Here is a 23292-nt window from a genome sequence, read left to right on the forward strand (position 1 = left end):
TGCTCTACGGGGGTCGGTGGGCTGCCGGCGACGGCATCGCTTCCGCGAAGAACGTGACGAGCCGGCGGACCACGCCGGTGAACTCCTCCAGGTCGGCGAGGTCGACGAACTCACCGGACGCGTGGGCACGGTTGGCGGCGAGACAGCCGGGTCCGAGGACGGTGGTGAAGGCGTCGTCCAGGCCGGCCGCCCAGATGGCGTCGCAGGTGAAGCCGGGGTCGCCGGTTGCCGGCCGGGCTCCCGCGCGGGCCAGGAGTTCCTCGGCCCACGGGTCGGAGTCGTCCAGCGCGGGCAGGCCCTGTTTGTCCCAGCCGAGCCGGGTGATCCGTGCCGCGTCCCGCGCCGTGCGCGCGAACTCCCGGGTGCGGGCGAAGCGTTCGGTGAAGTGGCGCAGGCCGTCGGCGAGATGCCGGGTGACCTCGGTCTTCATGCGGTCGCCGTCGGCGGTGCGGCGGTACGACAGGTTCATCAGCAGGGTGCCGGTGCCGTGGACGCGGTTGTGCGTACGGCCGGTGTGCAGTCCGGCGACGCACACCCGCGTACCGGGTACGGACCCGTCCAGGCGGGCGGCGAGGTGCTGGGCCAGGAATCCCAGCAGTACGGTGGCGTTGTGTCCGGCGTCCGGGCGGTCGTCCACCGCGTCCTCGCCCGTGACGGTGATCCGCGCGGTCATCGCGGCGGTGGCCCGGGGCAGCGCGCGCAGCCCGGTCGGCTCGCAGAACACGTTGAGTCGGCCGTGGTGCCCGGCCTCCAGCAGCGGGCGGGTGCCGTAGGTGCCCAGGGCGCCGCCCTCCTCCCCGGCGACGGCCTGGAGCAGGACGGTGACGTCCCGGCCGACGGCGGGGTCGGACGCGGCGGCCTGCAGCCCGGCGAGCAGGGCCACGGCGGGTCCCTTGGCGTCGACCGCGCCCCGGCCGGTGAACCGCACGCCGTCGAAGGCCGGTGGGGTGTGTCCGGCGACGGTGTCCAGATGGACGTTGAACATCACGGTGTGCGCTCGGGGACGCTCGGGTCCCAGCCGCAGCAGCAGGCTGGGCTGGTCCGCGAGGAAGCGCGGATCGCCGGCGGCGGCGCGGACCGTGGACGGTACGCCGGGACGGTCCAGGCAGGCGGCGGGCGGACTGGCGAGGTGGACGGTGCGCAATCCCGCTTCGGCGGCGGCCGTCGCGTACCGCTGGAGGATCTCGGGCAACCGGGACGGCGGATCGTCCGGGCCGGCCTCCAGGGGGTTGACGCTCGACAGGCGCAGCAGGTCCAGCAGCAACTCCCGGTGCCGGTCGGTGAACAGGTCGCTCACACCGGGCCGTCCAGCGGGCCGGTGACCGGCTGTCCGGCACCCAGCAGCCCGGCCAGGGCCTTTCCGGCCCGGACGAACAGGTCGGCGGCGTCCTCACCGGCGCGGGCCAGTCCCTCGTGGGGGCGCACCGCGAGATGGGGTTCGAGGGACAGTGCTCCGGTGTAGCCGTGGGCGGCCAGCAACTCCAGACATTCCACCACCCCGGCCTCACCCTCGCCGGGCAGTGTGTAGGCGGTGCCGCCGTCCGGTGTGCGGACGGCGTCCTTGATATGGACGTGGGCGACGTAGGGGGCGAGGTCGCGGAGCATGTCCGGGGCGCGGTAGCCGTACGGGACACCGTTGCCGGTGTCGAACAGCAGGCGCAGGGCCGGGCTGCCCACGGCGCGCAGCAGTCGTAGCGCGCGGTCGGCCCGGTCCCCGGCCCAGCCCGCGCAGTTCTCGTGTACCAGTACCAGGCCCGCGCGCTCGGCGCGGTTCGCCAGGACGGCGGTGCGGGCCAGGACGCGATCGGCCCACTCGGCCTCCGTCAGACCGTCGTTGGGGTACGACATGATCCGCACCAGACGGCAGCCGAGGGTCGCGCAGCGCCCGGCCAGGATGTCGAGTTCGGCGAGGTCCTGGCCGAAGTCGCCGGTGATGGGACGGGACCAGTTGCCGATCCGGGAGGCGACGGCGGTCACGGTGACGCCGGCCTCGGCGAGCCGCCGGACCAGCGCGCCGAAGGCGGCAGGGGAGAGGTCGGCGAGGGCCGAGCCGTCGACCGTGCGCAGTTCGACCGCGTTCCAGCCCAGGCGCCGCAAGGCGGCCAACTGCCCGTCGGTGCCGGGCGCCGCCTCGTCGCCGATGCCGGCGAACGGCCCGAACCCCTGGACACGGCGCTCGGTGGCGCTGTTCCCGGACATGTCAGCGGCTCCCGGCGCGGGCGCGCGGTGTGTCGGCGCAGTGCTCCCGGGCCGCGCACAGCAGCCGGGCGGTCGCGCAGGCGAGCGGGAAGTTCCCGACGCCTGCCGCTCCGGAGGCGAAGCCGCGGTAGGCGCCGTCCAGGAAGTCGGTCAGGGCGTCGTCCCGGAAGACGTGGTGTCCGGCCCCCGGCACTCCGTTCGCGTCGAGGACTCCGGCCGGCGGGGCGGCCGTACCGCGGTCGAAGGGGGCGATGACCAACTGCGCGTGGTCGTCGTCCTCGCTGAGCGGGAAGTGGGCAGTGGCCGTCCCGCCCTCGAACTCGCAGACGACGCTGCGTTGCCGGACGGGTGCGCCGAGGTCGGAGCGCAGCAGCGTCACCACTCCCGAACGGTGCTCCAGTTCGACGTGCGCGCCGCCCAGGCGAGGCAGTCCGCGGTCCTCGCAGCGCAGGTCCCACCAGCGTGCGGTGCGCAGCTCGGCCGGACCGGCCAGATCGAGCGCGAGCGCCAGGGAGTGGGGAATCTCCACGTCCAGGGCGGACGGATGCCCGTCGGTCGCCAGGGACCGCAGGAAGCGGGGCTTGTGCTGGTCGACGGTGATACGGCGCAGGGAGCCGAGCCGTCCGCCGCCCACCAGCCGACGCAACTGGCCGGCGAGCCGGGAGGTGGTCCAGTGGGCGACGGCAACGAGATCGAGGCCGGACTCATGGCGCAGCCGGACCAGGGCGTCGAGTTCGCCCGCGGACGCCGCGAGGGGTTTCTCCACGATCATTCGGCGGAAGCCGTGTCCGGCCAGTTCCGCGAGGAGGTCGTAGCGCAGCCGGGGCGGTGTGCACACGTGGACCACCGCGGTGGCGGGGTCGACGTGTTGCAGGGCCTGTTCCAGCGTGGTGACGGCCGTGACCTCGTCGGACATGCCCGCAGAGTGCAGAGCGCCGGCACGCGGGTCGCAGCCGACCGCGGGCAGAGCGACGAGCGGATCACCCGTGGCCGCTGTCCGCCGGGCCAGCCGGACGAGGGTGTTCAGATGCAGTCCTGATCCGGACCGGCCGAGCCCGACCACGAGGGGCTGCAGCACAAGGCCTCCTGAGAGGTAAGCGGGAAGGAGACGGGCGCGCTTATTTCTTCTCGCCGCGCACAACTCCGGTGCGCCGCATCACTGTTGCTGTCCCGCGTGGAAACGGTCAAGACGTCCGGAACGCCATTACCCAGAACGTGTGAAGATGATCCTTTCCTTTCCCCGTCGACCGGAAGTCCGATTAGCGTGGACATTCCGCAGACACGACGGAGACAGGTGAGAGATTGCCTTCCAGCGGACAGATTCCGGCGCGCACCGGGGGCGCATTACCGCATGTGCCGGGAACGACCGATCGCATTCCCTTCTTCTCCCAGGCCGCGACTTTCGAACGATTGTGGCCTTCCATCGAAGAGGTGTTGGAGGAGGTCTTCCACAGCGGTAAGTTCTCCCACGGAAAACAGGTCGGGCAACTCGAGGCGGCGCTCGCGGAGTACACCGGCGCCCGGCATGTGATCGGCGTCAACAGCGGTACCGACGCGCTGGTCCTGCTGCTGCGCGCCTGCGGAGTCCGTCCCGGCGACGGTGTCCTGGTGCCGGCGTACTCGTTCTTCGCCACCGCCTCGGCCGTCGTACTGGCAGGCGGGACACCGCAGTTCGTCGACATCGATCCAAAGACGTACGCGATGGACCCCGCGGCGCTGGAGGCGGCCGTCACCCCACACAGCCGGTTCGCGATGCCGGTGCACCTGTTCCACACGATGGCCGACATGACAGCCGTCACCGCCGTCGCCCGGCGGCACGGCCTCACGGTCGTCGAGGACAGCGCCGAGGCGATCGGCATGCGCCGGCACGGTGTGCACGCGGGCCTGCACGGGGTGGGCGGCGTCCTGTCCTTCTTCCCCTCCAAGACGCTCGGTGCGCTCGGCGACGCGGGAGCCGTGCTCACCGACGACCCGCAGGTGGCGGCCACCGTCGAGGCCCTGCGCCACCACGGCAGGACGGGCCGCACACTCAACAACTTCCCGGCCATCTCCACCGAGAGCGCGCTGCCCGGCGCGAACAGCAAGATGGACGACATCCAGGCGGCCGTCCTGCTCGCCAAGCTGTCCCTCCTGGAGGAGCACATCGCGCGCCGGGCCGAACTGGCGGACGCCTACACCGCCCGTCTGCGGGACACACCGGGGATCATCCGCCTGCCGCGGACCACCGCCGGGAAACCGGACGACCGCGACGTGCACTACGTCTACCTGATCGAGACCGAGCACCGGGACGCCCTCGTCGACCACCTCGACCGGCACGGCATCGGCACCGAGGTCTACTACCCGTTGCCCCTGCCGCACCAGCCTGCCTTCGCCCACCTGGGCCACCGGCAGGGCGAGTTCCCCCACGCAGAGGCGGCCGCCCGGCACGCCGTGGCCCTGCCGTTCCACCCCGATCTCCGAACAGGCGACCTGGACCGCGTCTGCGACATCATCCGCCCCTTCCTCGCCGGAACGAGGACGACCGCATGACCGCATCGCTCCCTCCCGGCGTCCCGTTCTTCCCTCCCGCCCTCTTCGAAGCCGACCGCCCCGCACTGATCGGCTTGGTCCGCGAGGTGGGCCTCGACCCGGAGCAGCGTTTCATCCTGGGCAGGCGCACCGCCGCCTTCGAGGACCTGCTCCGCGAGGACCTGGGGGCCGCCGACGTGGTCGCCTGCTCCAGCGGCACCTCCGCGCTCTCGCTGGTGCTGCGGGCCATGGACGTCGGTCCGGGCGACGAGGTGATCGTGCCCGCGTTCGGCTGCGCGCCCCTGGCCGCCTCGGTGGTCGATGTCGGGGCCACACCGGTCTTCGCCGACATCCGGCCGGACACCATGACCATGGACCCGGACGAGGCCGAGCGGCTCGTCAACAAGCGGACCAAGGCGGTGCTGCCTGCCCACATGTTCTCCGTCATGGCGGACATGCCACGCTTCGCCGAACTGGCCCGGCGGCACGGACTGCGCCTGCTGGAGGACTCGGCGGTCGCCCAGGGCGGCGTGCTGCGGGGCGTCCCGGCCGGGCTGTGGGGCGAGGCGGGGCTCTACTCCTTCGTACAGGTCAAGACCTGCGGCATGCCCGGAGAGGGCGGCGTGGTCGTCACCCGGGATCCGGCAGTGGGCGAGAAGGTGCGGATGCTGCGCAACCACGGCCAGTACGCCGGGCGCCGGTTCGTCCACCACGCCGTCGGACTCAACAGCCGCTTCGACGAGATCCAGGCCGCCTTCCAAACGCACCGCTACTCCGGTTTCCCGGCGCGGCTGGCGCGGCGGGCGGCGATCGCCGCGTACTACACCGAACGCTTCACCCCGCTGGCCGACCACGGTGTGGCACCGCCGCCGCCAGGCCCGGACGGCCGGTGCTTCTACGTGTACACGGTCCTCGCCGAGGACCGGGAGGCCCTCGGCGCCCACCTGGCCGAGTGGGGGTGGCCACGCACGTCTACTATCCGCAGCCTTTGCCCGCCCACCGTGCCTTCGCTCCCTACGCGCCGCCCGGTGCCCGCTGGCCGCGCGCCGAACAGGCCGCCCGCCGCCATCTCGCCCTCCCGGTGCACCACCTGCTGACCGACGCGCAGGTAGAGCACGTCGCCGACCTCGTGTGCGCCTTCGCGAACGGCCACCGCTGACGCGCGGCCGCCGCCCCGGACACAGCGCCCGGGCGAGGAGCACCCCCCTTCGGACGCAGCCACTCTCAAGAGGTCACCCATGACGGACAACATCGCGGTCGGCCGTCCGGCCGCCACCGTCCACGGCCACAGCCGACTGCGCGCCTACGCGCGGCTCGGCAAGCTGGACGTGTACGACTACTACCTCGGCATCTTCCTCGCCCTGACCGCCGCGTTGTTCCCGGCCGGCGCCTTCACCGCCCGGCAGGCACTGGTGCTGGCGCTGTTCCTGGCCGGCGAAGTCGCGGTCCTCATGGCGATGGTCGCCCTGGACGACGTCACCGGGTTCCGGGACGGCAGCGACCTCGCCAACTACGGCCCCGACAACCCGCTGCGCAGCAAGGCACGCAAACCCCTGGTCGCCGGGGCGCTGACGGTGCCCCAGGCGCTGCGCTTCGCCTGGGCCTGCGCTGCGGCCGGGGCGGTGCTGTGGGCGGGCGCCGCCGCCCTCGCGCCGCACCACCCGCTGTGGGCACTGGTGACGGCGGGAGCGCTGTTCGCGGTGTCGTTGCAGTACTCGTACGGCCTGAAGATCAGTTATCACGGTTTCCAGGAGGCGTTCCTCGTCGCCCTCGGCGCCGTGCTGGTGATCGTTCCCTACGGCCTGGTGACGGGGGGCTTCTCCGGTTTCCTGATGGTGCAGGCGGTGCTGTTCGGATTCGGGCCGCTGATGTTCGGCGTCTACTCCAACACCAACGACGTGGCCGGCGACCGGGCCGTGGGCCGTCCGACCGTGGCCGCCCTGGTCTCCGAGCGGGGCAACGCCGTCTTCATCGGAGCCCTGTCGGTCGCCGAGTTCCTCATCGGCGCCGTCGCCTCGGCGACCGGGGTGGCCCCTTGGTGGTTCGTGCTGCTGATGCTGCCGGCGACCGCGCTGCGGGCCCGTCAGTACCTGACCGGGTTCGTCCGCGGCGACATCATGACCGCCCGCCGGACGGGCTTCGCGGTGCACCGGCTGAGCGTGGTGCTGATGACCGTCGCCAACGTCGTCGTCGGAACGGGAGCCGCCCGATGAAGCCCGATCTCGATGTCGCTGTCGTCGGCGCGGGCATCGCCGGCCTGACCGCCGCCCACGAACTGCGCCGCGCCGGGCTGGCCGTCCGGGTGTACGAGCAACTGCCGCAAGTCGGCGGCCGGATGCGCAGCATCCGCCAGGAGGGCTGGACGGTGGACACGGGCGCCGAGCAGGTCCCGTCCCGCGGTTACCGCGCGACGTGGGAGCTGCTGCGCAGGCTGCGCGTCACTCCCGAGGACGTGCCCCGGGTCGGCGGCGCGGTGGCCGTCTGGCGCGGCGGACGCGCCCACCTGGGCGTCGGCGAGGGCACGGCCGTGGCCACCGGAGCGGGCCTGTCCGCCCGGGCGCGGCTCGACCTGGCCGTCTTCTCCGCCTGGACCGGCCGTCGCCGCGCCGGATTCGACGGCGACCGTCCCGAGCACAGTCCGCTGGGCGCCGCCACCGTGCGGGAGGTGGCCGCCCGCTACCACCGCGACCTGCACGACTACCTCTTCCAGCCGGTCGCCGGCTGCTTCTTCGGCTGGGACACCGCCCGGTCGACGGCCGCCCCCATGGTCAGCCTGCTGCTGGAGGCCGGTTCCCCGTCCCATTGGCGCACCTACCGGGACGGTATGGACTTCCTGGCCCGCCGGCTCGCCGCCGACACCGACGTCGTCACCGGCCGCACCGTGCGCGAGGTCACCGACGCGGGCGGGCACGCCGTACTGCGGTTCGACGACGGGCAGGTCACCGCGCGGGCCGCGGTGCTCGCCGTACCGGCACCCGTCGCGTCGGTCCTCCGCCCGGACGCCCGCGCCGACGAGCAGCCGTTCCTCACCGCCTGCACCTTCACGCCCATGCTGAAGGTCAGCTGCCTGCTGGACCGCCCCCTCGCCCCCGACGCCCGGCGGCCGGTGCACATTCTGCTCACCCCGGCCGCCGAGGAGGACGTGCTCTCCGGCGTCGTCGTCGACCACGCCAAGGACCCCGGCCGGGTCCCCGCCGGCCGGGGCCTGGTCACCCTCGTGGCCGCTCCGCGCCGGGTCCCCGAGCTGTTGGACGCCCCTCCCGACGAGGCCGCCGACGTCCTCGTCCGTGCGGCGGAACGCTATGTCCCGGGCATCGGCGGCGCCTGCCGCCACCGTCTCGTGCACGCCTTCCGCCACGGCCTGCCGGAAGCCACACCCCAGGCCCTGCGGGAACGCGCCGGCTTCCTGTCCCGGCCGGTGCGCGCGGTGGAGTACGCCGGTGACTGGCTCATGTTGCGGCCCGCCTCCGAGGGCGCCGTGCGGGCGGGCGCGCTGGCCGCGTCACGCGTGCTGAGCAGGGTCGGACGGAACTCCCCGGCCGGCCCCGACCGAGCGGAGGAGACCGTTGCGACCGCATGACATGGGCACCCTGTTCGACGACGCGGCGGCGGGCGGCGCCCGGACCGTGGTCCACCTGGACCGGCCCTTCGACATCGCCCCTCGGGCCGGCACCCGGTGGACCGTCACCGAACTCGCCGGCCTGGTCCGCGCCACCGCGGCCCGCCTCGCCGACGCCGGGGTCGGTCCCGGGGACCGCGTGGCGATCGTGAAGGACAACCACTGGGACTACGACCTGCTCGGGTGCGCCGCGGTCCGTCTCGGCGCCGTACCCGCGCTGCTGTCCGCACGGCTCGCCACCGCGGACCTCGTCGCCCTGCTGGAGCGGCTGCGGCCCGCCGCGCTGGTCACCACCTCCGCGGTGCTGGCCCGCTGCCGGGGCACCGACGCCGGCGAACCGGCCCGGATCCTCGTCACCGTCGACTCCGCCGTGCCCGGCGCGGTCCACCTGGCCGCGCTGGACGCGTCCCGCCCCTGCGTACCGGTGCGGCGCTACGACGACGAACCCCTCGTCATCCACCACACCTCGGGGACGACCGGCGTGCCCAAGCTGGTCGTCCACTCCACACGGACACTCGTGCACAAGCTGGCCCGCTTCGAAGCGGTGCGCTGCCCTGGCATCGGCATCCGCCCGGACGACATCCTGGCCAACGCCAGCGCATACGGACACGGACGCACCTTCTGCTGGACGGCCGTGGTCGTGTCGCGCGCGCCCGCCGGGATCGTGGTCCTCACCGGCGACGACCCGGGGACCGCCGACCCGCTGCTTCGAGCCCACCCACCCACCGTCGTCGAGGCCCTGCCCGCCTCCTACGTCCGGCTGCGGCCGCTCACCACCCGGCTGGACAACCCGTTCCGGAACGTCCGCCTGTACATCAGCACCTACGACGCCGTGCACCCGCCCGCCCTGCGCGCGTACCTGACAGCCAGCCGCCGCGCCCGCCCGCTGTGGATGCAGGGCTGGGGCCAGACCGAGACCGGACCGCTGACGTTCCGCTTCCACACGCGGCGCTCCGCGCTCGCACCGGACGCGGAGACCACGGCGCGCCGGCTCGGCCGTCCCGTGCCGGGCCGGACCCGGCTGCGCGTGGTGGACCCGGACACGCTGCGGCCGGTGCCGCGGGGCCGTCCCGGTCTGCTCCTCGTCCGCACCGCTTCCCTCGCCCTGGGCTATGTCGCCGAACAGGGTCGCTGGGACGCCAAACGCGTGGGTGACTGGTGGTCCACGGGCGACATGGGCGTTCACCACCCTGACGGCAGCGTCAGTCTCCTGGACCGCGCCGCCGACACCCTGCCCGGTATGAGCTGCCTGCGGACCGAGGACGTACTGGAGCAGCGACTGCCGCAGGTCCTGGAATGCGTGGTTCTCGGCGCCCCGGACGGCGATCCGCTGCCCGTCGTGGTCACCGCCGACGGCCGCTTGGACCCGGATGCCTGGAAGCAGGCCACGCACGGACTGCCGGCGCTGCGCGACCCGGCCGTCCTCACCTGGGACGAGGTGCCCCGCACCGGCACCGGCAAGGTCCGCCGCGCGGCCCTGGCACGGCAGCTCACCGGCACCGCACCCGCCGGCATCGGCCGCTGGACATGACCGGGCCGCGGTTCGACGGCGCCGGGCTGTCGGGGCCGCTCCCCGCAGAGAGGAGTCTCGCCGGGGTACAGCCCGCCTTCCGCCGGGGTGTATGCCCGCCCGCCGGGTGCATGGCTGAGCCATCGAGCTCGTCGATGTCGGCCGCCGGGCCTGTCCGGGCCCCGGTTCGACGGCACCGGACAGCCCGGGTAGGCGCCCGCCGACGGATTCACGGGGCGGTATCGAGCCCGGTGGTGTCGGCCGCCGAGCCCTGTCCGGGCCGCACATGACGATTCCGAGCCGGTCCGGGCCGCACATGACGATTCCGAGTCCGTCCGGGCCGCACATGACGACGCCGGGCCTGGCCGGGCCGCGTTCTGACGAGAGGAGCCACACCGTGTCCCAGCCCGCTCCCGCCCGGGAGGGCACCCACGCGGTCTTCGGCAACGGCAGCGCGCACAGCCGCGACCAGCACCGTTGCCTGGCCGCCGCCTACGACCCGGTGACCCTGCCCCGCCTGGCCGCCGCCGGTGTCGGCCCGGGCTGGCACTGCCTGGAGGTCGGCGCCGGTGGTGGCAGCATCGCGCGCTGGCTGGCGGGCCGGGTGGCACCGGGCGGGTCCGTGCTCGCCACCGACCTCGACCCGCGCGACCTGGCACCCACGCCGGGCCTGGAGGTCGCCGTGCTCGACGTGGCCCGCGATCCGCTTCCGGAGGCGGCCTACGACCTCGTGGTGGCCCGCCTGGTCCTGCAGCACGTGCCCACCCGCGACGCCGTCCTGCACAAGCTCCTGCGCGCTCTCAAACCCGGCGGCCTCCTGCAGATCGACGAGATCGACGCCTCCTACGAGCCGCCCCTGCTGACCCCGGACGCGGAGGCGGAAACGCTCTATGTCCGGTTCCTGCGGGCCAAGACGGCAGCGCTGCGCGTTGCGGGCGGGGATCCGCACTGGGGGCGGAAGGTGCCGGCGGCCCTGCGGGCGGCGGGGCTTACCGCCATCGACGTCCACCTCCACATCGGCGTACGGCACGCCCAGGACCCCGGCCTCGGACTCCAGTTGAACCACACCCGCAACCTCCGGGACCGGCTGACGGAACAGGGCATGACCCAGGAGGACCTGGACCGGTTGGGACGGCTGATGCAGGACCCGTCCTTCCGCGCGGCCTCCAGCGTCCTCTACTCGGTGCAGGGACGCCGGCCCGGCCGGGAGCGACCGTGACACCGCGCCTGCGCACCCCGGCCCGGCCGGCCGTCGCCACCACGATCGCCGGCCGGCTGCTGCGGCACGCCGCGCCGGACCTGCGAGAGACGAGTGGCCCAGGCCGGGAAACGGTGCGGTACACCGTCGACTGGGCGGGTCCGGTCGAGGCGGACCTGCCGGACGAGCGCGCCGTACAGGCCGCCTGCGGTCTCATGTATGTCCACGGCCGGGCGACGGGCGGGCCACTCCCACTGGCCGTCGACTACGCCTCGGTGGTGGCGGGAGTGCTCGCCGCCCAGGGCGCCACCGCTCTCCGCGTCGCGCGGGCCCGCGGCCTGGACCTGCGTGAGGTGCGGACCTCGGTGGCGCAGGGGGCACTGCTGGCGGTCGGCCAGTACCTCGCCGCCGCGACGGCCCGTGCCGGCTCCGGTGCACCCGAGCCGGATGTGCCGGTGGCCCCATCCGACGTACCCCAGACAGACGGCCTGGCGACGCTGGAGACGTCCGACGACGACCGCGTGGAGGTCGAGACCCTCGACCCCCTGGCGTGGCGGGAGTTCTGGGCCCGGCTCGGCGTGGCCCCCGCGCTCGCCGGCCGCGGCTGGCTGCCCTTCCAGCAGCGTTTCGCCACCGCCGTCTGCCCGCTGCCCGACGAACTGCGCCAGGCCGCCCGCCGCCGCACGCTGGCGGAGCTGCGGACCGCCGCGCACCACACCGGCGTCAGCCTCCTCGCGGTCGGCTCCGACCCGGCCCCCGCCGTCCGCCCGGCCCCCTGGCGCCTCACTCCGGGACCGGCACCGGTCACCAAGGACCGGGCGCACCCGAACACGGTTGTGCCCGGCGCCCGCCCGGCGGCCCCGGTCTCCGGTGCCGTGCTGCCGCTGACGGGCCTGCGGGTGGTGGAGTCCACCCGCAGGGTGCAGGGCCCGCTCGCCGGGCACGTCCTGCGGATGCTGGGTGCCGACGTGGTCCGGATCGAACCGCCCGGCGGCGACCCGATGCGCTGGCTCCCTCCGCTGGCGGGAGACTGCTCGGCCCGGTTCTCGGCCCTCAACGCGGGCAAGCCGTCGGTCGAGGCCGACCTCACCACCGCGCCGGGCCGGGACAAGGTCCGCGCGCTGGCCGCCGCGGCCGACGTCTTCCTGCACAACTGGGCCCCCGGAAAAGCCGCGCGGCTCGGCCTGGACGCGTCCGATCTGCTGCCCGGCCACCCCGCCCTGGTGTACGCCTGGGCGTCCGGCTTCGGTGACGCCTTCGGTGACCGGCCGCCTCTGGGCACCGACTACCTCGCCCAGGTGCACAGCGGCCTCGCCGCGGCGGTACGGCCGGCCGACCAGCCTCCGGCCCCCTCCCTGATGACCCTCACCGACGTGCTCGGCGGGCTGGTGTGCGCCCAGGGGGTGCTGGCCGCGCTGGCTGCTCGGGAGGCGACCGGCCGGGGCAACCGCGTCGACTCCTCCCTGGTCTCCGCGGCCGCTCTCGTTCCCCGACCCGCGCACCGGGCCCGCTGGACGGCACTGGACCGGCCGCTGCGCACAGCGGACGGCCATCTGTGCCTCGGTCCCGAGGTCCGGGCGCGCCCCGAGGAGGTGCTCCGCCTCCTGGACGGCGCCGGCGCCATGGCCACCGAGGACCTCGCGGCCCGCTTCGCCCGCCGCACCACCGAGGAGTGGACGGCACGGCTGGCCGAGGCCGGTCTGACCGCGACCCCCGTCCTCACCGACCTGACGGCTCCGGCCCGCGACCCGGCCTTCCGGGCGGCCGTCGCACCACCTGGTCCGTTCACCGGCCACGCACGCCCGTACGCTCCCTGGGAGTTCGCATGACGGCCGCCCCCGCGACCCGGCACGGTACCGCCCCACCCGCGAGCCGGGGCGGGCAGCCGGTGTGGACCTCACGCGCCGGAGTGCGCTTCCCGGATCTGGTGCCCCGCGCTCAACGACGTGCCTGGGCGACGGCGGGCCTGTGCCCGGACACCGACCTCTACGCACTGTTCACCGACCGGGTCCGCGAACACCCGGACCGCCAGGCGCTGGTGGACGACGCCGGAGTGCTCTCCTACACGGCGCTGGAGGTCCAAGTGCGCCGGATCGCCGCCCTGTTCGCCCGGGCGGGCCTGAGAGACCGGGACGTAGTGGCGATCATGCTCTCCAACGGACGCGACGCCGTGGCCGCGGAACTCGCCGTCTACGCGATCGGCTCGGTGGCCCTCCCGATCCCCCGGGCGGCGACGACCGTGACCTCCGGGCACTGCTCGCCCGCTCGCGGGCCCGCGGCGCCGTCCTCGCATCGGCCCACCGGGCACAGGTCGTCGCGGATCTTCCGCACCTGCGCACCGTGTTCGCCCCCGGCCCGGGCGACGGACGGGCGCACGGGCTGCACGCCCCGCACACCCTGGCCCATCGTCCCTGGCGGCCGCGGCAGGCCGACCCGTACGGCCCCGCCCGCATCCTGGTGTCGTCCGGTTCCGAGGCCGAGCCGAAGATGGTCGCCTACAGCCATCACGCCCTGGCCGGCGGTCGTGCGCGGTACGTCCGGAGCCTGCACCCCGACACCACGGTGCCGCCCCGCCACCTGGTCCTCGTCCCGCTGGCCTCCTCCTTCGGTTCCCTGGGCACACCGGCCACCCTCGCCGCCCTCGGCGGCACCCTGATCGTGCAGTCGGCCTTCGACCCGGCCGGAGCGCTGCGGATGGTCGCCGAGCATCGTCCGACCCACCTCTTCGCGGTGCCCACGATGCTCCGGCGCATCGCCGACCTCCCGGTGCGGCCGGACGAGGACACATCGTCGTTGCGTGCCGTCGTCTCCAGCGGCGCCCCCCTGCCGGCGGCCACCGCGCAGGCATGCCGCGAACGGTTCGGCCGACCGGTGGTGACCGTGTACGGCTCGTCGGACGGCGTGAACTGCCACACGGCCGGAGAACACCGCCCGCCGGGCGACAGCGTGGGCACCCCGGACCCCGCGGTGGCCCGCCTCCGGATCACCGGACCCGACGGCACGGCGCTCCCCACCGGCCGGACCGGTCAGATCGAGGCCCTGGGTCCCATGACGCCGCTGTGCTACGTCAACGCGCCTGAACTGGACGCCCGTTACCGCACCTCCGACGGCTGGGTGCGCTCGGGCGACCTCGGTCGGCTGGACGAGCGTGGAAGGCTGCATGTCCTGGGCCGGCTCAAACGCATCGCCGTGCGCGGGGGGCTCAACATCAGTCTCGCCGAGGTCGAACGCGAACTGGGCACCCATCCCGCGGTCTCCGAGGCGGTCTGCGTCCCGGTGCCCGACCCGGACCTCGGGGAACGACTGTGCGCCTGCATCCGCCCGGCCCCGCGCACACCCGTTCCCACGCTGTCCGACCTCACGGCCCACTTGGGGGACCGTGGCCTGGCACGCCGGAAACACCCCGAACGTCTCCTGGTCCTCGACGAGATGCCCCTCGGCCCCACCGGGAAGGTCTGCTACCGCACCCTGATGTCCCGAGCGACCGCGCGCTTTGCCCGGGAAAGACCACAGGGCCCTCGCGAGGCTGAGGAGAGCAGCCGGGGCGGATCCGACAGAACGCCACCTGCGGAGCCGGCGTAGGGGAGGCTTCCCCGGGATGGGAGACCCCGGCAGCGAGCCCCCCCGTCGTCGGGTGCTCTTCTCGCGGGTGGGCGAGCGGCGTCTGCCCGTGGCAACAGGACGCCATCACCGTCAGGAAGGCCCTCGCGGCTCCTCGGCGGAGGTGATGAGGGACTGGGGGATGTCGTCGACCTGATGGGCCGTCGGGTGACTCGCAGATGGTCAACCAGGCGCGGTTGTCTGACGGTTGCGTTCATCGGCAACTCACCGGTACGGGCGCGGGTCCGGCCGTACGCAGCCCTCAGAGAGGGCAAATATCCGGACTTCAGTCCCCTGGGTCAGCCACAGGTCGTCGCTCGCAGCGATGCGGTTGCGTGACTGGGTGGGCGAACAGCTCGTTTAGCCCGGGTGTGCAGGGCTGCGGGGGAAGGTGGTGGCTATGACGGGGCGTGTGTTGGTGGGTCGGCCGTTGGCGGCGGGCGGGGTGACGGACGAGTACGACGCGGTGGTGGTCGGGTCCGGGGCCGGCGGGCTGACCACCGCGGTATGCCTGGCGCGCCAGGACCGGCGGGTGGCGGTGTTCGAGCAGCACTACACCGCGGGCGGCTACACCCACGCTTACCGGCGGCGCGGCTGGGAGTGGGACGTCGGAATCCACTACGTGGGACAGCTGACGGAGCGAGAGCCGGTCCGTGTGCTCTCGGATTATCTGACCGGCGGCACGCTGCAATGGGCCCCGCTCGGGGACCCGTACGACGAGTACCGCCTGGCGGGGGAGGTGCACCAGGCGCCGGTCGGCTTCTCGGCCTACCGGTCCGGTCTGATCGCGCGCTTCCCGGCCGAACGAGCGGGCATCGAGGCGCTGTTCGGGCTGATCAGGCGATGCCGGACAGTCCTTCCCGCGCTTGCACTGGGACGGCTGACAGGCCCGGTGGTGCGGCGGCTGGCCCGGGTCCTGCGGGCGACGGCCGTTCCGCCTCAGGCGCTGCGGCCGGCCCGGGAGGTGGTGGAAGGGCTGGTTCGCGATGAGAGGCTGCGGCAGGCTGTGCTCACTCCGAGCGCGCTGCTGCTGGCCGACTCCACGGCAAGGCTGCCGTTCTTCCTCCTCGCGGTGCTGTTCGAGCACTTCCGGACCGGCGCCTGGTACCCGGTGGGTGGCAGTGCCGCGATCGCACGGGCGATGCTGGAACCGATCCGCGCCGCCGGCGGCGAGGTCTTCGTGCGGGCGCCGGTGGCCCGGATCGAGCTGGACGGGTCGCGCGCGACGGGCGTGGTGCTGGCGAACGGCACCCGCGTGCGGGCTCCGGTGGTGGTGAGCGCGGCAGGTGCCCAGAACACGTACCGCACCCTGCTGCCACGCCGACCCGACCGCAGCGCAGACCGGCTGGACGGCATGCGGCGCGGCTTCCCGTTCGTGGTGCTCTTCCTCGGACTGGACGGCGACCCCGCGGAACTCGGGCTGCCGCGCCACAACCTGATGGTGACCGACGAGGACTGCGACGCCCTCTTCGACGGCACGGGCGGGCGGACCAGCGGCTACTTCTTCTCGTTCTCCTGCGCCAAGGACCCGACCTGGACCACGCGCCACCCCGGCCGGTCGACCGGAGAGATCCTGACCTATGTACGGCCAGAGCTGTTCGAGCCATTCCACGGCTCACGATGGCGACACCGGGACCCCGCCTACATGGCCCTCAAAGCCGAGCTCACCGCACAGCTCCTCGAGCAACTCCACCGCCAGCTGCCCCGCACCACAGGCCGGGTGGCCTACCACGAGCTCGGCACCCCGCTGACGGCCGAGCACTTCGCCGGCTGGCCCGGCGGCAGCTTGTACGGGCTGGCCAAGGACGTGGCCGGCTTCGGCGACGGCCACCGCCCCGGCCTGGCGGACTGGCTGCGCCCACGGACAGAGGTCAAGGGCCTGTACCTCTCGGGCCAGGACTGCCTGGCCGGCGGCTTCCTCGGCGCGGTCACCAGCGGCCTGCTGGCCGCCCACGAGGCCCTGGACCGGGCTGGCCGGGCCCGCCTGTGGGCAGGGCTGCTGCGCCATGGCGTGCGACCCCGACCGACCGGTTCCGGGCGTACCTCGGCCAAGGGGTCAGCCTGAGGTGCTTTCGTCCTGATCAGGACACCGAGCAACGCGATGCAAGCCGAAACCGGCCGTGAGGAAGTCGGGGCATCGGGATCTCCAGCGGCCGCCGTGCCGACGACCGCTGGGTGTCTGTAGTCCGGGGCCGGCAGGAAACGGCCCGCTTCCAATGGATCTTCTGCTGCTCCGGCCACTTGAAGATCTCGGTCCTCTTGCACAGGACCTCGGCGTTCCTGCCTCGGCCGAGCTTGTAGCCCTCAAGCCCAGTTTCGAAGCCTCCCCATAGTCCCAGCTCGTGGACATACCCCTGTGCCACCGCCAAGAATCACAGGACGAGCCACAGCCATGGTCGTGAGAATCGGCCGGTTGGCCAACCGGCGATCCGCCGCTATGCAGCCGCGCTGCTTCGGCCACTCAGATTCATGGAACTGTGGGTGCCTCCTTCTCTGAGGCGGGATACGAGGGGTCGGGGCCAGCTGACCCATGGTGGCGCGTGGTCCGACTTCCGGTCGAGCGCCTTCGCTCCTGCCCACCGTCCAGACCGTCCGCGTGACGGTGATCACGGACGTCCTTCGGGGGTGCTGCGTAGGCTTGGGCCGTCGCCACGGTGGGGTCCGCGAGAGTGGGCGAAGCCCTCCTCCGGTCGCCTGACGAGGCATCAGAAAAGTCGGCAAGTGGTCAGCATGAGTCCTGAAAAACCTGGGGACAGCTGCCCGGACATGCGACTCGTTGTAGGGTATGGAAACAGCCCTTGACCTGCAAAAACGCAGGCAGGGAGCCTACTTTTGGGAGTACTCCGATGCTGCGCACCATGTTCAAGTCCAAGATCCACCGCGCCACCGTCACCCAGGCCGACCTGCACTACGTGGGATCGGTGACCATCGACGCCGACCTGCTCGACGCCGCCGATCTGCTGCCCGGCGAGCTCGTGCACATCGTGGACATCACCAACGGCGCCCGGCTGGAGACGTACGTCATCGAGGGCGAGCGCGGATCCGGCGTGATCGGGATCAACGGGGCCGCCGCGCATCTCGTGCACGCCGGCGATCTTGTGATCATCATCAGCTACGCACAGGTGACGGACGCCGAGGCGCGGGCACTCACCCCCAGGGTCGTGCACGTGGACCGCGACAACCGGATCGCGGCCCTGGGTGCCGACCCGTCCGAGCCGGTGCCGGACTCGGACCAGCAGCGCAGCCCGCAGGCCGTCGGGGCCTGACCGGACGCACACGGGACAGGAGCACGTCCGTATGAAGGACCTGGAGATCCGCGACGACCGGGCGGCGGGCCGCCTGGAGGCGCTGACCGGCGGTGAAGTCGTCGGCCGCATCGAGTACTTCGTGCTCGACAGCCCCGAGCGTGCGCTCGTGCCCGTGCACACGATCGTCGAACCGGCCCACGAGGGGCAGGGCATCGCGGGGTCGCTCGCACGCGAGCTGTACGCCATCGCCGGACGCGAGCACAGCCCGGTCGCCTCGCTGTGCCCCTACGTCACCCGATGGGCCGAGCGTCATCCCGACGAGGCCCGCCCGGCCGATCAGGACCTGCTGACGGCGGCCAAGGAATGGCTGTCCGCCCACCCCGGCCGCTTCTGACCCACCTGGCCCCCTGCCCGTCCCGCGCCGGAGTGACTGGCGAAGCAGGTGCCGGGTAGGCGGGGGAGTAGTCCAGAGCCGGAGTCGATCGACTGGCTGGAGGGCCTCATGACCAATCCGTTTCCCGACCCCGTGCATCCGGGGCCGACACCGGGCCCGGATCCCCAGCACCCGGAGCCGCGCCCCGACCCGGTGCCTGATCCGCAGCCACCGCCGGGCCCGGAGCCGACCCCGCCGCCCCCGTCCCCGACCCCGCCACCGGGGCCGGACCCCGTGCCGGGTCCCGACCCGTCACCGATCCCCCCGGGCCCGGAACCCGTACCGAACCCCGAGCCGGGCCCGCCGCTGTCCTGAACGGACGGCAAGAGAGAACAAGAGATCCTGAACGGACGGCAAGAGAACAAGGGAAAGGGGCCGGTGGGCAGCCAAGGCAGCTGTCCACCGGCCCCTCACCGTTCCCTCAGCGGCGAGCGCCTACGCCGAGACCTCCGACCGGTCCCCGCCCCACAGCGTGTGGAACGCGCCGTCCCGGTCCACCCGCCGGTAGGTGTGCGCACCGAAGTAGTCCCGCTGCCCCTGCGTCAAAGCGGCCGGGAGCCTCTCCGCGCGCAGGGCGTCGTAGTACGCGAGCGCCGCCCCGAAGCCCGGCGTCGGCACACCCTGCCGCGTCGCCGCGACCAGCACCTCGCGCCAGTCGTCCTGGGCATCCGTGATCTCCTGCGCGAACGTCGCGTCCGACAGCAGGCTCGGCAGGTCAGGCCGGGTGTCGTAGGCGGAGCGGATCCGGTCCAGGAAGGCAGCGCGGATGATGCAGCCGCCACGCCACAGCGCGGAGACCGCACCGAGGTCGATGTCCCAGCCGTACTCGTCGCGGGCCGCGTCGATCTCGTGGAAGCCCTGCGTGTACGACACGATCTTCGACGCGTACAGCGCCTGCTCCACGCGGTCGGCGAAGGCCTGCGCCTCCGACTCGCTGAGCGCCTTGGCCTTCGGGCCGGCCAGCCCGCGCGAGGCCTCCCGAAGCGCCGCGTGGCCGGAGAGCGAGCGGGCGAAGACGGCCTCCGCGATACCGGACACCGGAACGCCCAGGTCGAGGGCGATCTGGACGGTCCAGCGGCCGGTGCCCTTCTGCTCCGCCTGGTCCACCACGACGTCCACGAACGGCTTGCCCGTCTCCGTGTCGACGTGCGACAGCACCTCGGCCGTGATCTCGATCAGGTAGGAGTCGAGGCGGCCCTGGTTCCAGGTGCGGAAGATCTCCGCGATCTGCGCGGGGGAGTAGCCGGCGACATCGCGCAGCAGCTGGTACGCCTCGCCGATGAGCTGCATGTCCGCGTACTCGATGCCGTTGTGCACCATCTTCACGAAGTGCCCGGCACCGTCCGGACCGACGTGGGAGACGCACGGCGAACCGTCGGCCGCCTTCGCCGAGATCTTCTCCAGCATCGGGCCCAGCGAGTCGTACGACTCCTTCGGGCCGCCCGGCATGATGCTCGGCCCGTTGAGTGCGCCCTCCTCGCCGCCGGAGACGCCCATGCCGACGAAGTGGATGCCCTGCTCGCGCAGCTCGCGCTCCCGGCGCCGGGTGTCCGCGAAGTGCGCGTTGCCGCCGTCGATGATCATGTCGCCGGGCTCCAGCAGCGGGGCGAACTCCTGGATCACCGCGTCCGTCGGGTCACCGGCCTTCACCATCACGACCAGCCGCCGCGGCCGTTCCAGCGCCGCGACGAACTCCTTGGCGCTCTCGCACGCGACGAAGTCCCCCTCGCCGCCGAACTCCTCGACCAGGGCGCGCGTGCGCGCGGGCGTCCGATTGTGCACCGCTACCGCGTAGCCGTTGCGGGCGAAGTTGCGGGCGAGGTTGCGTCCCATGACCGCGAGACCCGTCACGCCGATCTGCGCTGTACTGCTCATACGGTTGGCTCCTAAAGACCTCGGTATCGGTGCTGCCGGTGGTGTCCACCAGCATGCCCCCGTCGACCATCCTGACGTGCCGCTACTCCGTCCGCACGCGCGGGTCGTACGACGTCGCGCAGCGTGATACGCACGAAAGCCCCGTCGCACTCAGCCGATGTACGCGTACCCGCGCACGTCGCACACGCGCACCGGGTGGCGTACGCGATGCACCGCCGTGGCGCACGTCGCGCAACAGGGGCCTCATACCGGCCATTTGGGCGCCCGGGCGGCTGATAGCCGTCTTGTTCTGGCCGGTTCGCAGCGCTTACTTTTGCCCCTCCTGACGCATGTCTAGGGGGCAAACGATGGCCGTACGCGGCCGGCACCGCCGGTATCAGCCGAACAGGATCAACCGGGCCTCACTCACCGTCACGGCGGGTGGCGCGGGCATGGCACTGCCGTTCATGGGCACCGGCGCCGCCCACGCGGCGGACGTCGACACCTGGAACAAGGTCGCCGCCTGCGAGTCCACCAGCAACTGGAACATCAACACCGGCAACGGGTTCTACGGCGGTCTGCAGTTCACCCAGTCCACCTGGGAGGCCTACGGCGGCCGGACCTACGCGGGACGCGCGGACCTGGCCACCAAGGACCAGCAGATCGCCGTCGCCGAGAAGGTGCTCGACGGGCAGGGCCCGGGCGCCTGGCCGGTCTGCTCGGTACGGGCCGGACTGACCCGGGGCGGAGGCGAGCCCGACATCCGCCCGGCCTCCGAGAGCACGAAGAGGGACGCGAAGAACGACGGGAAGAAAAGGGCCCAGACCTCCATCGAGGACGTGCGGCCGCAGTCCACGCCGCAGTCCCGGGCGGGCAGCGCCGAGATGTACACCGTGGTCCGCGGCGACACTCTCTCCGGGATCGCGTCCGACCAGGAGGTCCGGGGCGGCTGGCGGGTGCTGTACGCTGCCAACCGCTCGGCCATAGGAGCCGACCCCGACCTGATCGTGCCAGGTCAGCGGCTCGCGCTGAGCGGCGAGGGCGCTACGAAGACGCGACCCGCGCACAAGCCGGCCCCGTCGGCCAAGCCGTCGCCCAAGAAGCCGGACCGCTCGAAGGAACGTGCCAAGGAGCGCTCCAAGGACGAGAGCAAGGAGCGCGCCGGAAGGTCCACGTCCGCCCGTCAGGGTCTTGTCGCTCCCGTCAGCGGCTCCCTGGGAACGCCCTACCGCAAGGCGGGCTCGTCCTGGTCGAAGGGTTACCACACCGGCGTCGACTTCCCCGTGCCCACGGGCACGTCCATCAGGTCGGTCGCGGCGGGCAGCGTCGTCAGCGCGGGCTGGGGCGGTTCCTTCGGCTACCAGGTCGTGGTCCGGCACGCCGACGGCCGATACAGCCAGTACGCCCACCTGTCGGCGATCTCCGTGCGGGACGGGCAGACGGTGACCGCCGGCCAGCGCATCGGCCGCTCCGGCTCCACCGGCAACAGCTCGGGCCCGCATCTGCACTTCGAGGTGCGGACGGGGCCCGGTTTCGGTTCGGACGTCGACCCGGTGGCCTATCTCAGGGCCGGCGGCGTCACGATCTGACGCGCGTGCGGTGCCGGTCGACCGTGGGCAGCGGGACGTACGGGACGCCGTAGAAGGGCACGTAGGAGAGCGGGCGGCGTCCGCCGGGTTCCCCGCTCGGGGCGGCCTCGGACTCCTCCGCGGCCGCCGTCCGGGGCACGGGCACGGCTTCGTCCCCGCACGGGCCGCGCCCGGCCACGCCACGTTCCCCTGCTCCCGCGCTCGGCGTCTTGGGCAGCACACCCACGGCCACGGGCGGCGCACCCACGGTCTGGGGCAGCGCACCCACGGTCTGGGGCAGCGCGCCGACCTCGGCCGGGGCGCTCCGGGGCTCCGGCGCGGCGTTGACCGCCCCGGCCGGGCTGCCCACGCCGACGGGCGACGCCCTCACCGTCTCGCGCAGCGCACCCCCGCTTCCGGGCACGCCGCCCACCATCCCGGCCGGATGTCCCGTGCCCACGGACGCGGACCTGGCATCCACCGTCTCCAGCCGGCCCCGCCCCCTCCCGGCAGGCTCGGGCACCGACCCCGGCGTCCCGACGTGCGTGTCGATGGTGACCAGGCCCGTGCCCGTGCCCGTGCCCGTGACCACCGACCCCGGCACCGTCCCCGTGCTCTCCGGCTCCGGCCGGCCCTGCGCGAGCCGCTCCGTCGTCAGCAGGATCAGCCCACCCGCCGCGACCACGCCACAGCTCAGGGCGAGCGCCGTGCCCGTCGTGCCGTAGCGGAAGGTTTCTCCGAACATCGTGATGCCGACCGCGGCCGCCACCACCGGGTTCACGACCGTCAGCGTGGCCAGCGGGGCCGTGAGGCCGGCGCCCCGGTACGCGGCCTGCGACAGCAGCATGCCGGCCGTGGCGAGGACGCCGATCACGGCGAGCGAGGGCACGTCGGCCGCCGACACACCACCGGTCCAGTCGACAGCGACGGTCTTGGTGAACACCGAGGACATGCCGAACGCGATACCGGAGGCCGTCGCCAGCAGCATGCTGCGGACCGCCGGGTGCCGGTGCGCGGCCCGGGCGGCGATCATCAGCGTCACGACCGCGCCGGCGGTGACGACGGCCACGGCCACCCGCTGGGCCGTGTCCAGCGACCGCGCGTCGGAGGCGGCGACCAGGGACAGCAGACCCGCGAGCCCCACCGTCGCCATGATCGCGCCCCGCCAGGCCGTGGCACCCGCCTTGCGGCCGACGAACAGCGCCGCCATCGGCAGGGCCACCACGATGGTCAGCGCGCCCAGCGGCTGCACCAGGCTCAGCGGACCGTACGCCAGCGCGACCACGTGCAGTACTCCGCCGAGACCGTTGAGCCCGACCGCCGCCCACCAGCCCGGCCGGCGCAGCGGAGCGTACTGCTCGCCCGGCGAGGACTCCGCCACCCGCTCCTGCACGATCGCCCCGCCCGCGTACGCGAAGGCGGACACGAGGGAGAGCAGGACGGACAACGCGAGGGCGCTCATCGGCTGCTCCTCTGCGTCAGGCGGGGGCACTCAGCCCGGCGCGGCGAAAGGTCGGCTTTCATGACCAACACCCTGCCGTGTCCAGGTCTTCCC

The 23292-nt window shown here is 73.2% G+C and carries 18 protein-coding genes and 2 pseudogenes; 14 read left to right on the forward strand and 6 right to left on the reverse strand.

What is annotated here, in order from left to right:
• Nucleotides 1–4 precede the first annotated feature (4 nt).
• Genes ACQEV8_RS38230 through ACQEV8_RS38240 form a run of 3 tightly spaced genes read right to left on the reverse strand, consistent with a single transcriptional unit; the run spans nucleotide 5 to nucleotide 3277 of the window.
• Nucleotides 5–1297, reverse strand: coding sequence for a M20/M25/M40 family metallo-hydrolase (locus ACQEV8_RS38230; RefSeq protein WP_432970161.1), 1293 nt, complete (start codon nucleotides 1295–1297; stop codon nucleotides 5–7).
• Nucleotides 1294–2199 (reverse strand): sugar phosphate isomerase/epimerase family protein, encoded by a 906-nt coding sequence (locus ACQEV8_RS38235; protein WP_432970164.1) that lies wholly within the window; start codon nucleotides 2197–2199, stop codon nucleotides 1294–1296. Before ACQEV8_RS38235 ends, ACQEV8_RS38230 begins: the two co-directional genes overlap by 4 nt.
• A gap of 1 nt (nucleotide 2200) precedes the next feature.
• Complete coding sequence (locus tag ACQEV8_RS38240) at nucleotides 2201–3277, reverse strand: Gfo/Idh/MocA family oxidoreductase (protein ID WP_432970167.1); 1077 nt, start codon at nucleotides 3275–3277, stop codon at nucleotides 2201–2203.
• A 353-nt stretch (nucleotides 3278–3630) separates the two neighbouring features.
• Here ACQEV8_RS38240 and ACQEV8_RS38245 point away from each other — a divergent pair, with 353 nt between their 5' ends.
• The 9 genes and pseudogenes from ACQEV8_RS38245 to ACQEV8_RS38285 form a co-directional block, all read left to right on the forward strand.
• Nucleotides 3631–4728 carry a DegT/DnrJ/EryC1/StrS family aminotransferase gene (locus tag ACQEV8_RS38245; RefSeq protein ID WP_432970170.1) on the forward strand — a complete coding sequence of 366 codons (1098 nt, stop codon included), beginning with the start codon at nucleotides 3631–3633 and terminating at the stop codon, nucleotides 4726–4728.
• Nucleotides 4725–5594, forward strand: a pseudogene (locus tag ACQEV8_RS38250) (DegT/DnrJ/EryC1/StrS family aminotransferase); the annotation flags it as partial. The gene ACQEV8_RS38245 and the pseudogene ACQEV8_RS38250, both read left to right, overlap by 4 nt.
• A gap of 71 nt (nucleotides 5595–5665) precedes the next feature.
• Nucleotides 5666–5866: a DegT/DnrJ/EryC1/StrS family aminotransferase gene (locus ACQEV8_RS38255; protein WP_432970173.1), complete on the forward strand. Its 201-nt coding sequence runs from the start codon at nucleotides 5666–5668 to the stop codon at nucleotides 5864–5866.
• Between the two features lie 79 nt (nucleotides 5867–5945).
• Nucleotides 5946–6920 carry a UbiA family prenyltransferase gene (locus ACQEV8_RS38260; RefSeq protein ID WP_432970176.1) on the forward strand — a complete coding sequence of 325 codons (975 nt, stop codon included), beginning with the start codon at nucleotides 5946–5948 and terminating at the stop codon, nucleotides 6918–6920.
• Nucleotides 6917–8287, forward strand: a complete 1371-nt coding sequence (locus tag ACQEV8_RS38265; protein ID WP_432970179.1) for a protoporphyrinogen/coproporphyrinogen oxidase — start codon at nucleotides 6917–6919, stop codon at nucleotides 8285–8287. Before ACQEV8_RS38260 ends, ACQEV8_RS38265 begins: the two co-directional genes overlap by 4 nt.
• Before the next feature lies 1 nt (nucleotide 8288).
• Nucleotides 8289–9857 (forward strand): class I adenylate-forming enzyme family protein, encoded by a 1569-nt coding sequence (locus ACQEV8_RS38270; protein ID WP_432973300.1) that lies wholly within the window; start codon nucleotides 8289–8291, stop codon nucleotides 9855–9857.
• Between the two features lie 376 nt (nucleotides 9858–10233).
• Nucleotides 10234–11055 (forward strand): class I SAM-dependent methyltransferase, encoded by an 822-nt coding sequence (locus tag ACQEV8_RS38275; protein WP_432970182.1) that lies wholly within the window; start codon nucleotides 10234–10236, stop codon nucleotides 11053–11055.
• Nucleotides 11052–12863: a CoA transferase gene (locus tag ACQEV8_RS38280; protein WP_432970185.1), complete on the forward strand. Its 1812-nt coding sequence runs from the start codon at nucleotides 11052–11054 to the stop codon at nucleotides 12861–12863. The genes ACQEV8_RS38275 and ACQEV8_RS38280 overlap by 4 nt, the downstream gene beginning before the upstream one ends.
• Nucleotides 12860–13201, forward strand: a pseudogene (locus ACQEV8_RS38285) (AMP-binding protein); the annotation flags it as partial. The gene ACQEV8_RS38280 and the pseudogene ACQEV8_RS38285, both read left to right, overlap by 4 nt.
• A gap of 23 nt (nucleotides 13202–13224) precedes the next feature.
• Here ACQEV8_RS38285 and ACQEV8_RS38290 read toward each other — a convergent pair.
• Nucleotides 13225–13365 carry a hypothetical protein gene (locus ACQEV8_RS38290; protein ID WP_432973454.1) on the reverse strand — a complete coding sequence of 47 codons (141 nt, stop codon included), beginning with the start codon at nucleotides 13363–13365 and terminating at the stop codon, nucleotides 13225–13227.
• A gap of 9 nt (nucleotides 13366–13374) precedes the next feature.
• Between ACQEV8_RS38290 and ACQEV8_RS38295 the strand changes: the two genes are divergently transcribed.
• From ACQEV8_RS38295 to ACQEV8_RS38310, 4 genes are all read left to right on the forward strand, one after another.
• Nucleotides 13375–14616 (forward strand): class I adenylate-forming enzyme family protein, encoded by a 1242-nt coding sequence (locus ACQEV8_RS38295; RefSeq protein WP_432970188.1) that lies wholly within the window; start codon nucleotides 13375–13377, stop codon nucleotides 14614–14616.
• A gap of 418 nt (nucleotides 14617–15034) precedes the next feature.
• The gene (locus tag ACQEV8_RS38300) at nucleotides 15035–16699 is read left to right on the forward strand and encodes a phytoene desaturase family protein (RefSeq protein WP_432970191.1); all 1665 of its coding nucleotides are present in this window, start codon (nucleotides 15035–15037) and stop codon (nucleotides 16697–16699) included.
• Between the two features lie 781 nt (nucleotides 16700–17480).
• On the forward strand, nucleotides 17481–17900 hold the full coding sequence (gene panD / locus ACQEV8_RS38305; RefSeq protein ID WP_432970194.1) for an aspartate 1-decarboxylase: 420 nt from the start codon (nucleotides 17481–17483) through the stop codon (nucleotides 17898–17900).
• A 31-nt stretch (nucleotides 17901–17931) separates the two neighbouring features.
• A complete protein-coding gene (locus tag ACQEV8_RS38310; protein ID WP_432970197.1) occupies nucleotides 17932–18276 on the forward strand; it encodes a GNAT family N-acetyltransferase in 345 nt (114 codons plus the stop codon).
• Nucleotides 18277–18750: 474 nt separating this feature from the next.
• Here the strand turns inward: ACQEV8_RS38310 and gndA are convergent, their stop codons facing one another.
• On the reverse strand, nucleotides 18751–20190 hold the full coding sequence (gene gndA / locus ACQEV8_RS38315; protein ID WP_432970200.1) for an NADP-dependent phosphogluconate dehydrogenase: 1440 nt from the start codon (nucleotides 20188–20190) through the stop codon (nucleotides 18751–18753).
• A gap of 347 nt (nucleotides 20191–20537) precedes the next feature.
• On the opposite strand from gndA, the gene ACQEV8_RS38320 reads away from it, so the two are divergent.
• Complete coding sequence (locus ACQEV8_RS38320) at nucleotides 20538–21758, forward strand: transglycosylase family protein (RefSeq protein ID WP_432970203.1); 1221 nt, start codon at nucleotides 20538–20540, stop codon at nucleotides 21756–21758.
• On the opposite strand, the gene ACQEV8_RS38325 is transcribed toward ACQEV8_RS38320, so the two are convergent.
• Complete coding sequence (locus tag ACQEV8_RS38325; protein ID WP_432970206.1) at nucleotides 21748–23199, reverse strand: DMT family transporter; 1452 nt, start codon at nucleotides 23197–23199, stop codon at nucleotides 21748–21750. The genes ACQEV8_RS38320 and ACQEV8_RS38325 overlap by 11 nt on opposite strands.
• Between the last annotated feature and the right edge of the window lie 93 nt (nucleotides 23200–23292).

Source organism: Streptomyces sp. CA-179760 (genome assembly GCF_050937045.1).
In the GTDB taxonomy this organism is placed as follows: domain Bacteria; phylum Actinomycetota; class Actinomycetes; order Streptomycetales; family Streptomycetaceae; genus Streptomyces.

Bases quoted from the DNA above. Each gene is read 5' to 3' on its own strand.
- ACQEV8_RS38270 (WP_432973300.1), top strand. From the start codon at position 8,289: ATGGGCACCCTGTTCGACGACGCGGCGGCGGGCGGCGCCCGGACCGTG.
- ACQEV8_RS38320 (WP_432970203.1), top strand. From the start codon at position 20,538: ATGGCCGTACGCGGCCGGCACCGCCGGTATCAGCCGAACAGGATCAAC.
- ACQEV8_RS38235 (WP_432970164.1), bottom strand. From the start codon at position 2,199: ATGTCCGGGAACAGCGCCACCGAGCGCCGTGTCCAGGGGTTCGGGCCG.
- ACQEV8_RS38300 (WP_432970191.1), top strand. From the start codon at position 15,035: ATGACGGGGCGTGTGTTGGTGGGTCGGCCGTTGGCGGCGGGCGGGGTG.
- ACQEV8_RS38310 (WP_432970197.1), top strand. From the start codon at position 17,932: ATGAAGGACCTGGAGATCCGCGACGACCGGGCGGCGGGCCGCCTGGAG.
- ACQEV8_RS38325 (WP_432970206.1), bottom strand. From the start codon at position 23,199: ATGAGCGCCCTCGCGTTGTCCGTCCTGCTCTCCCTCGTGTCCGCCTTC.
- gndA (WP_432970200.1), bottom strand. From the start codon at position 20,190: ATGAGCAGTACAGCGCAGATCGGCGTGACGGGTCTCGCGGTCATGGGA.
- panD (WP_432970194.1), top strand. From the start codon at position 17,481: ATGCTGCGCACCATGTTCAAGTCCAAGATCCACCGCGCCACCGTCACC.
- ACQEV8_RS38265 (WP_432970179.1), top strand. From the start codon at position 6,917: ATGAAGCCCGATCTCGATGTCGCTGTCGTCGGCGCGGGCATCGCCGGC.
- ACQEV8_RS38260 (WP_432970176.1), top strand. From the start codon at position 5,946: ATGACGGACAACATCGCGGTCGGCCGTCCGGCCGCCACCGTCCACGGC.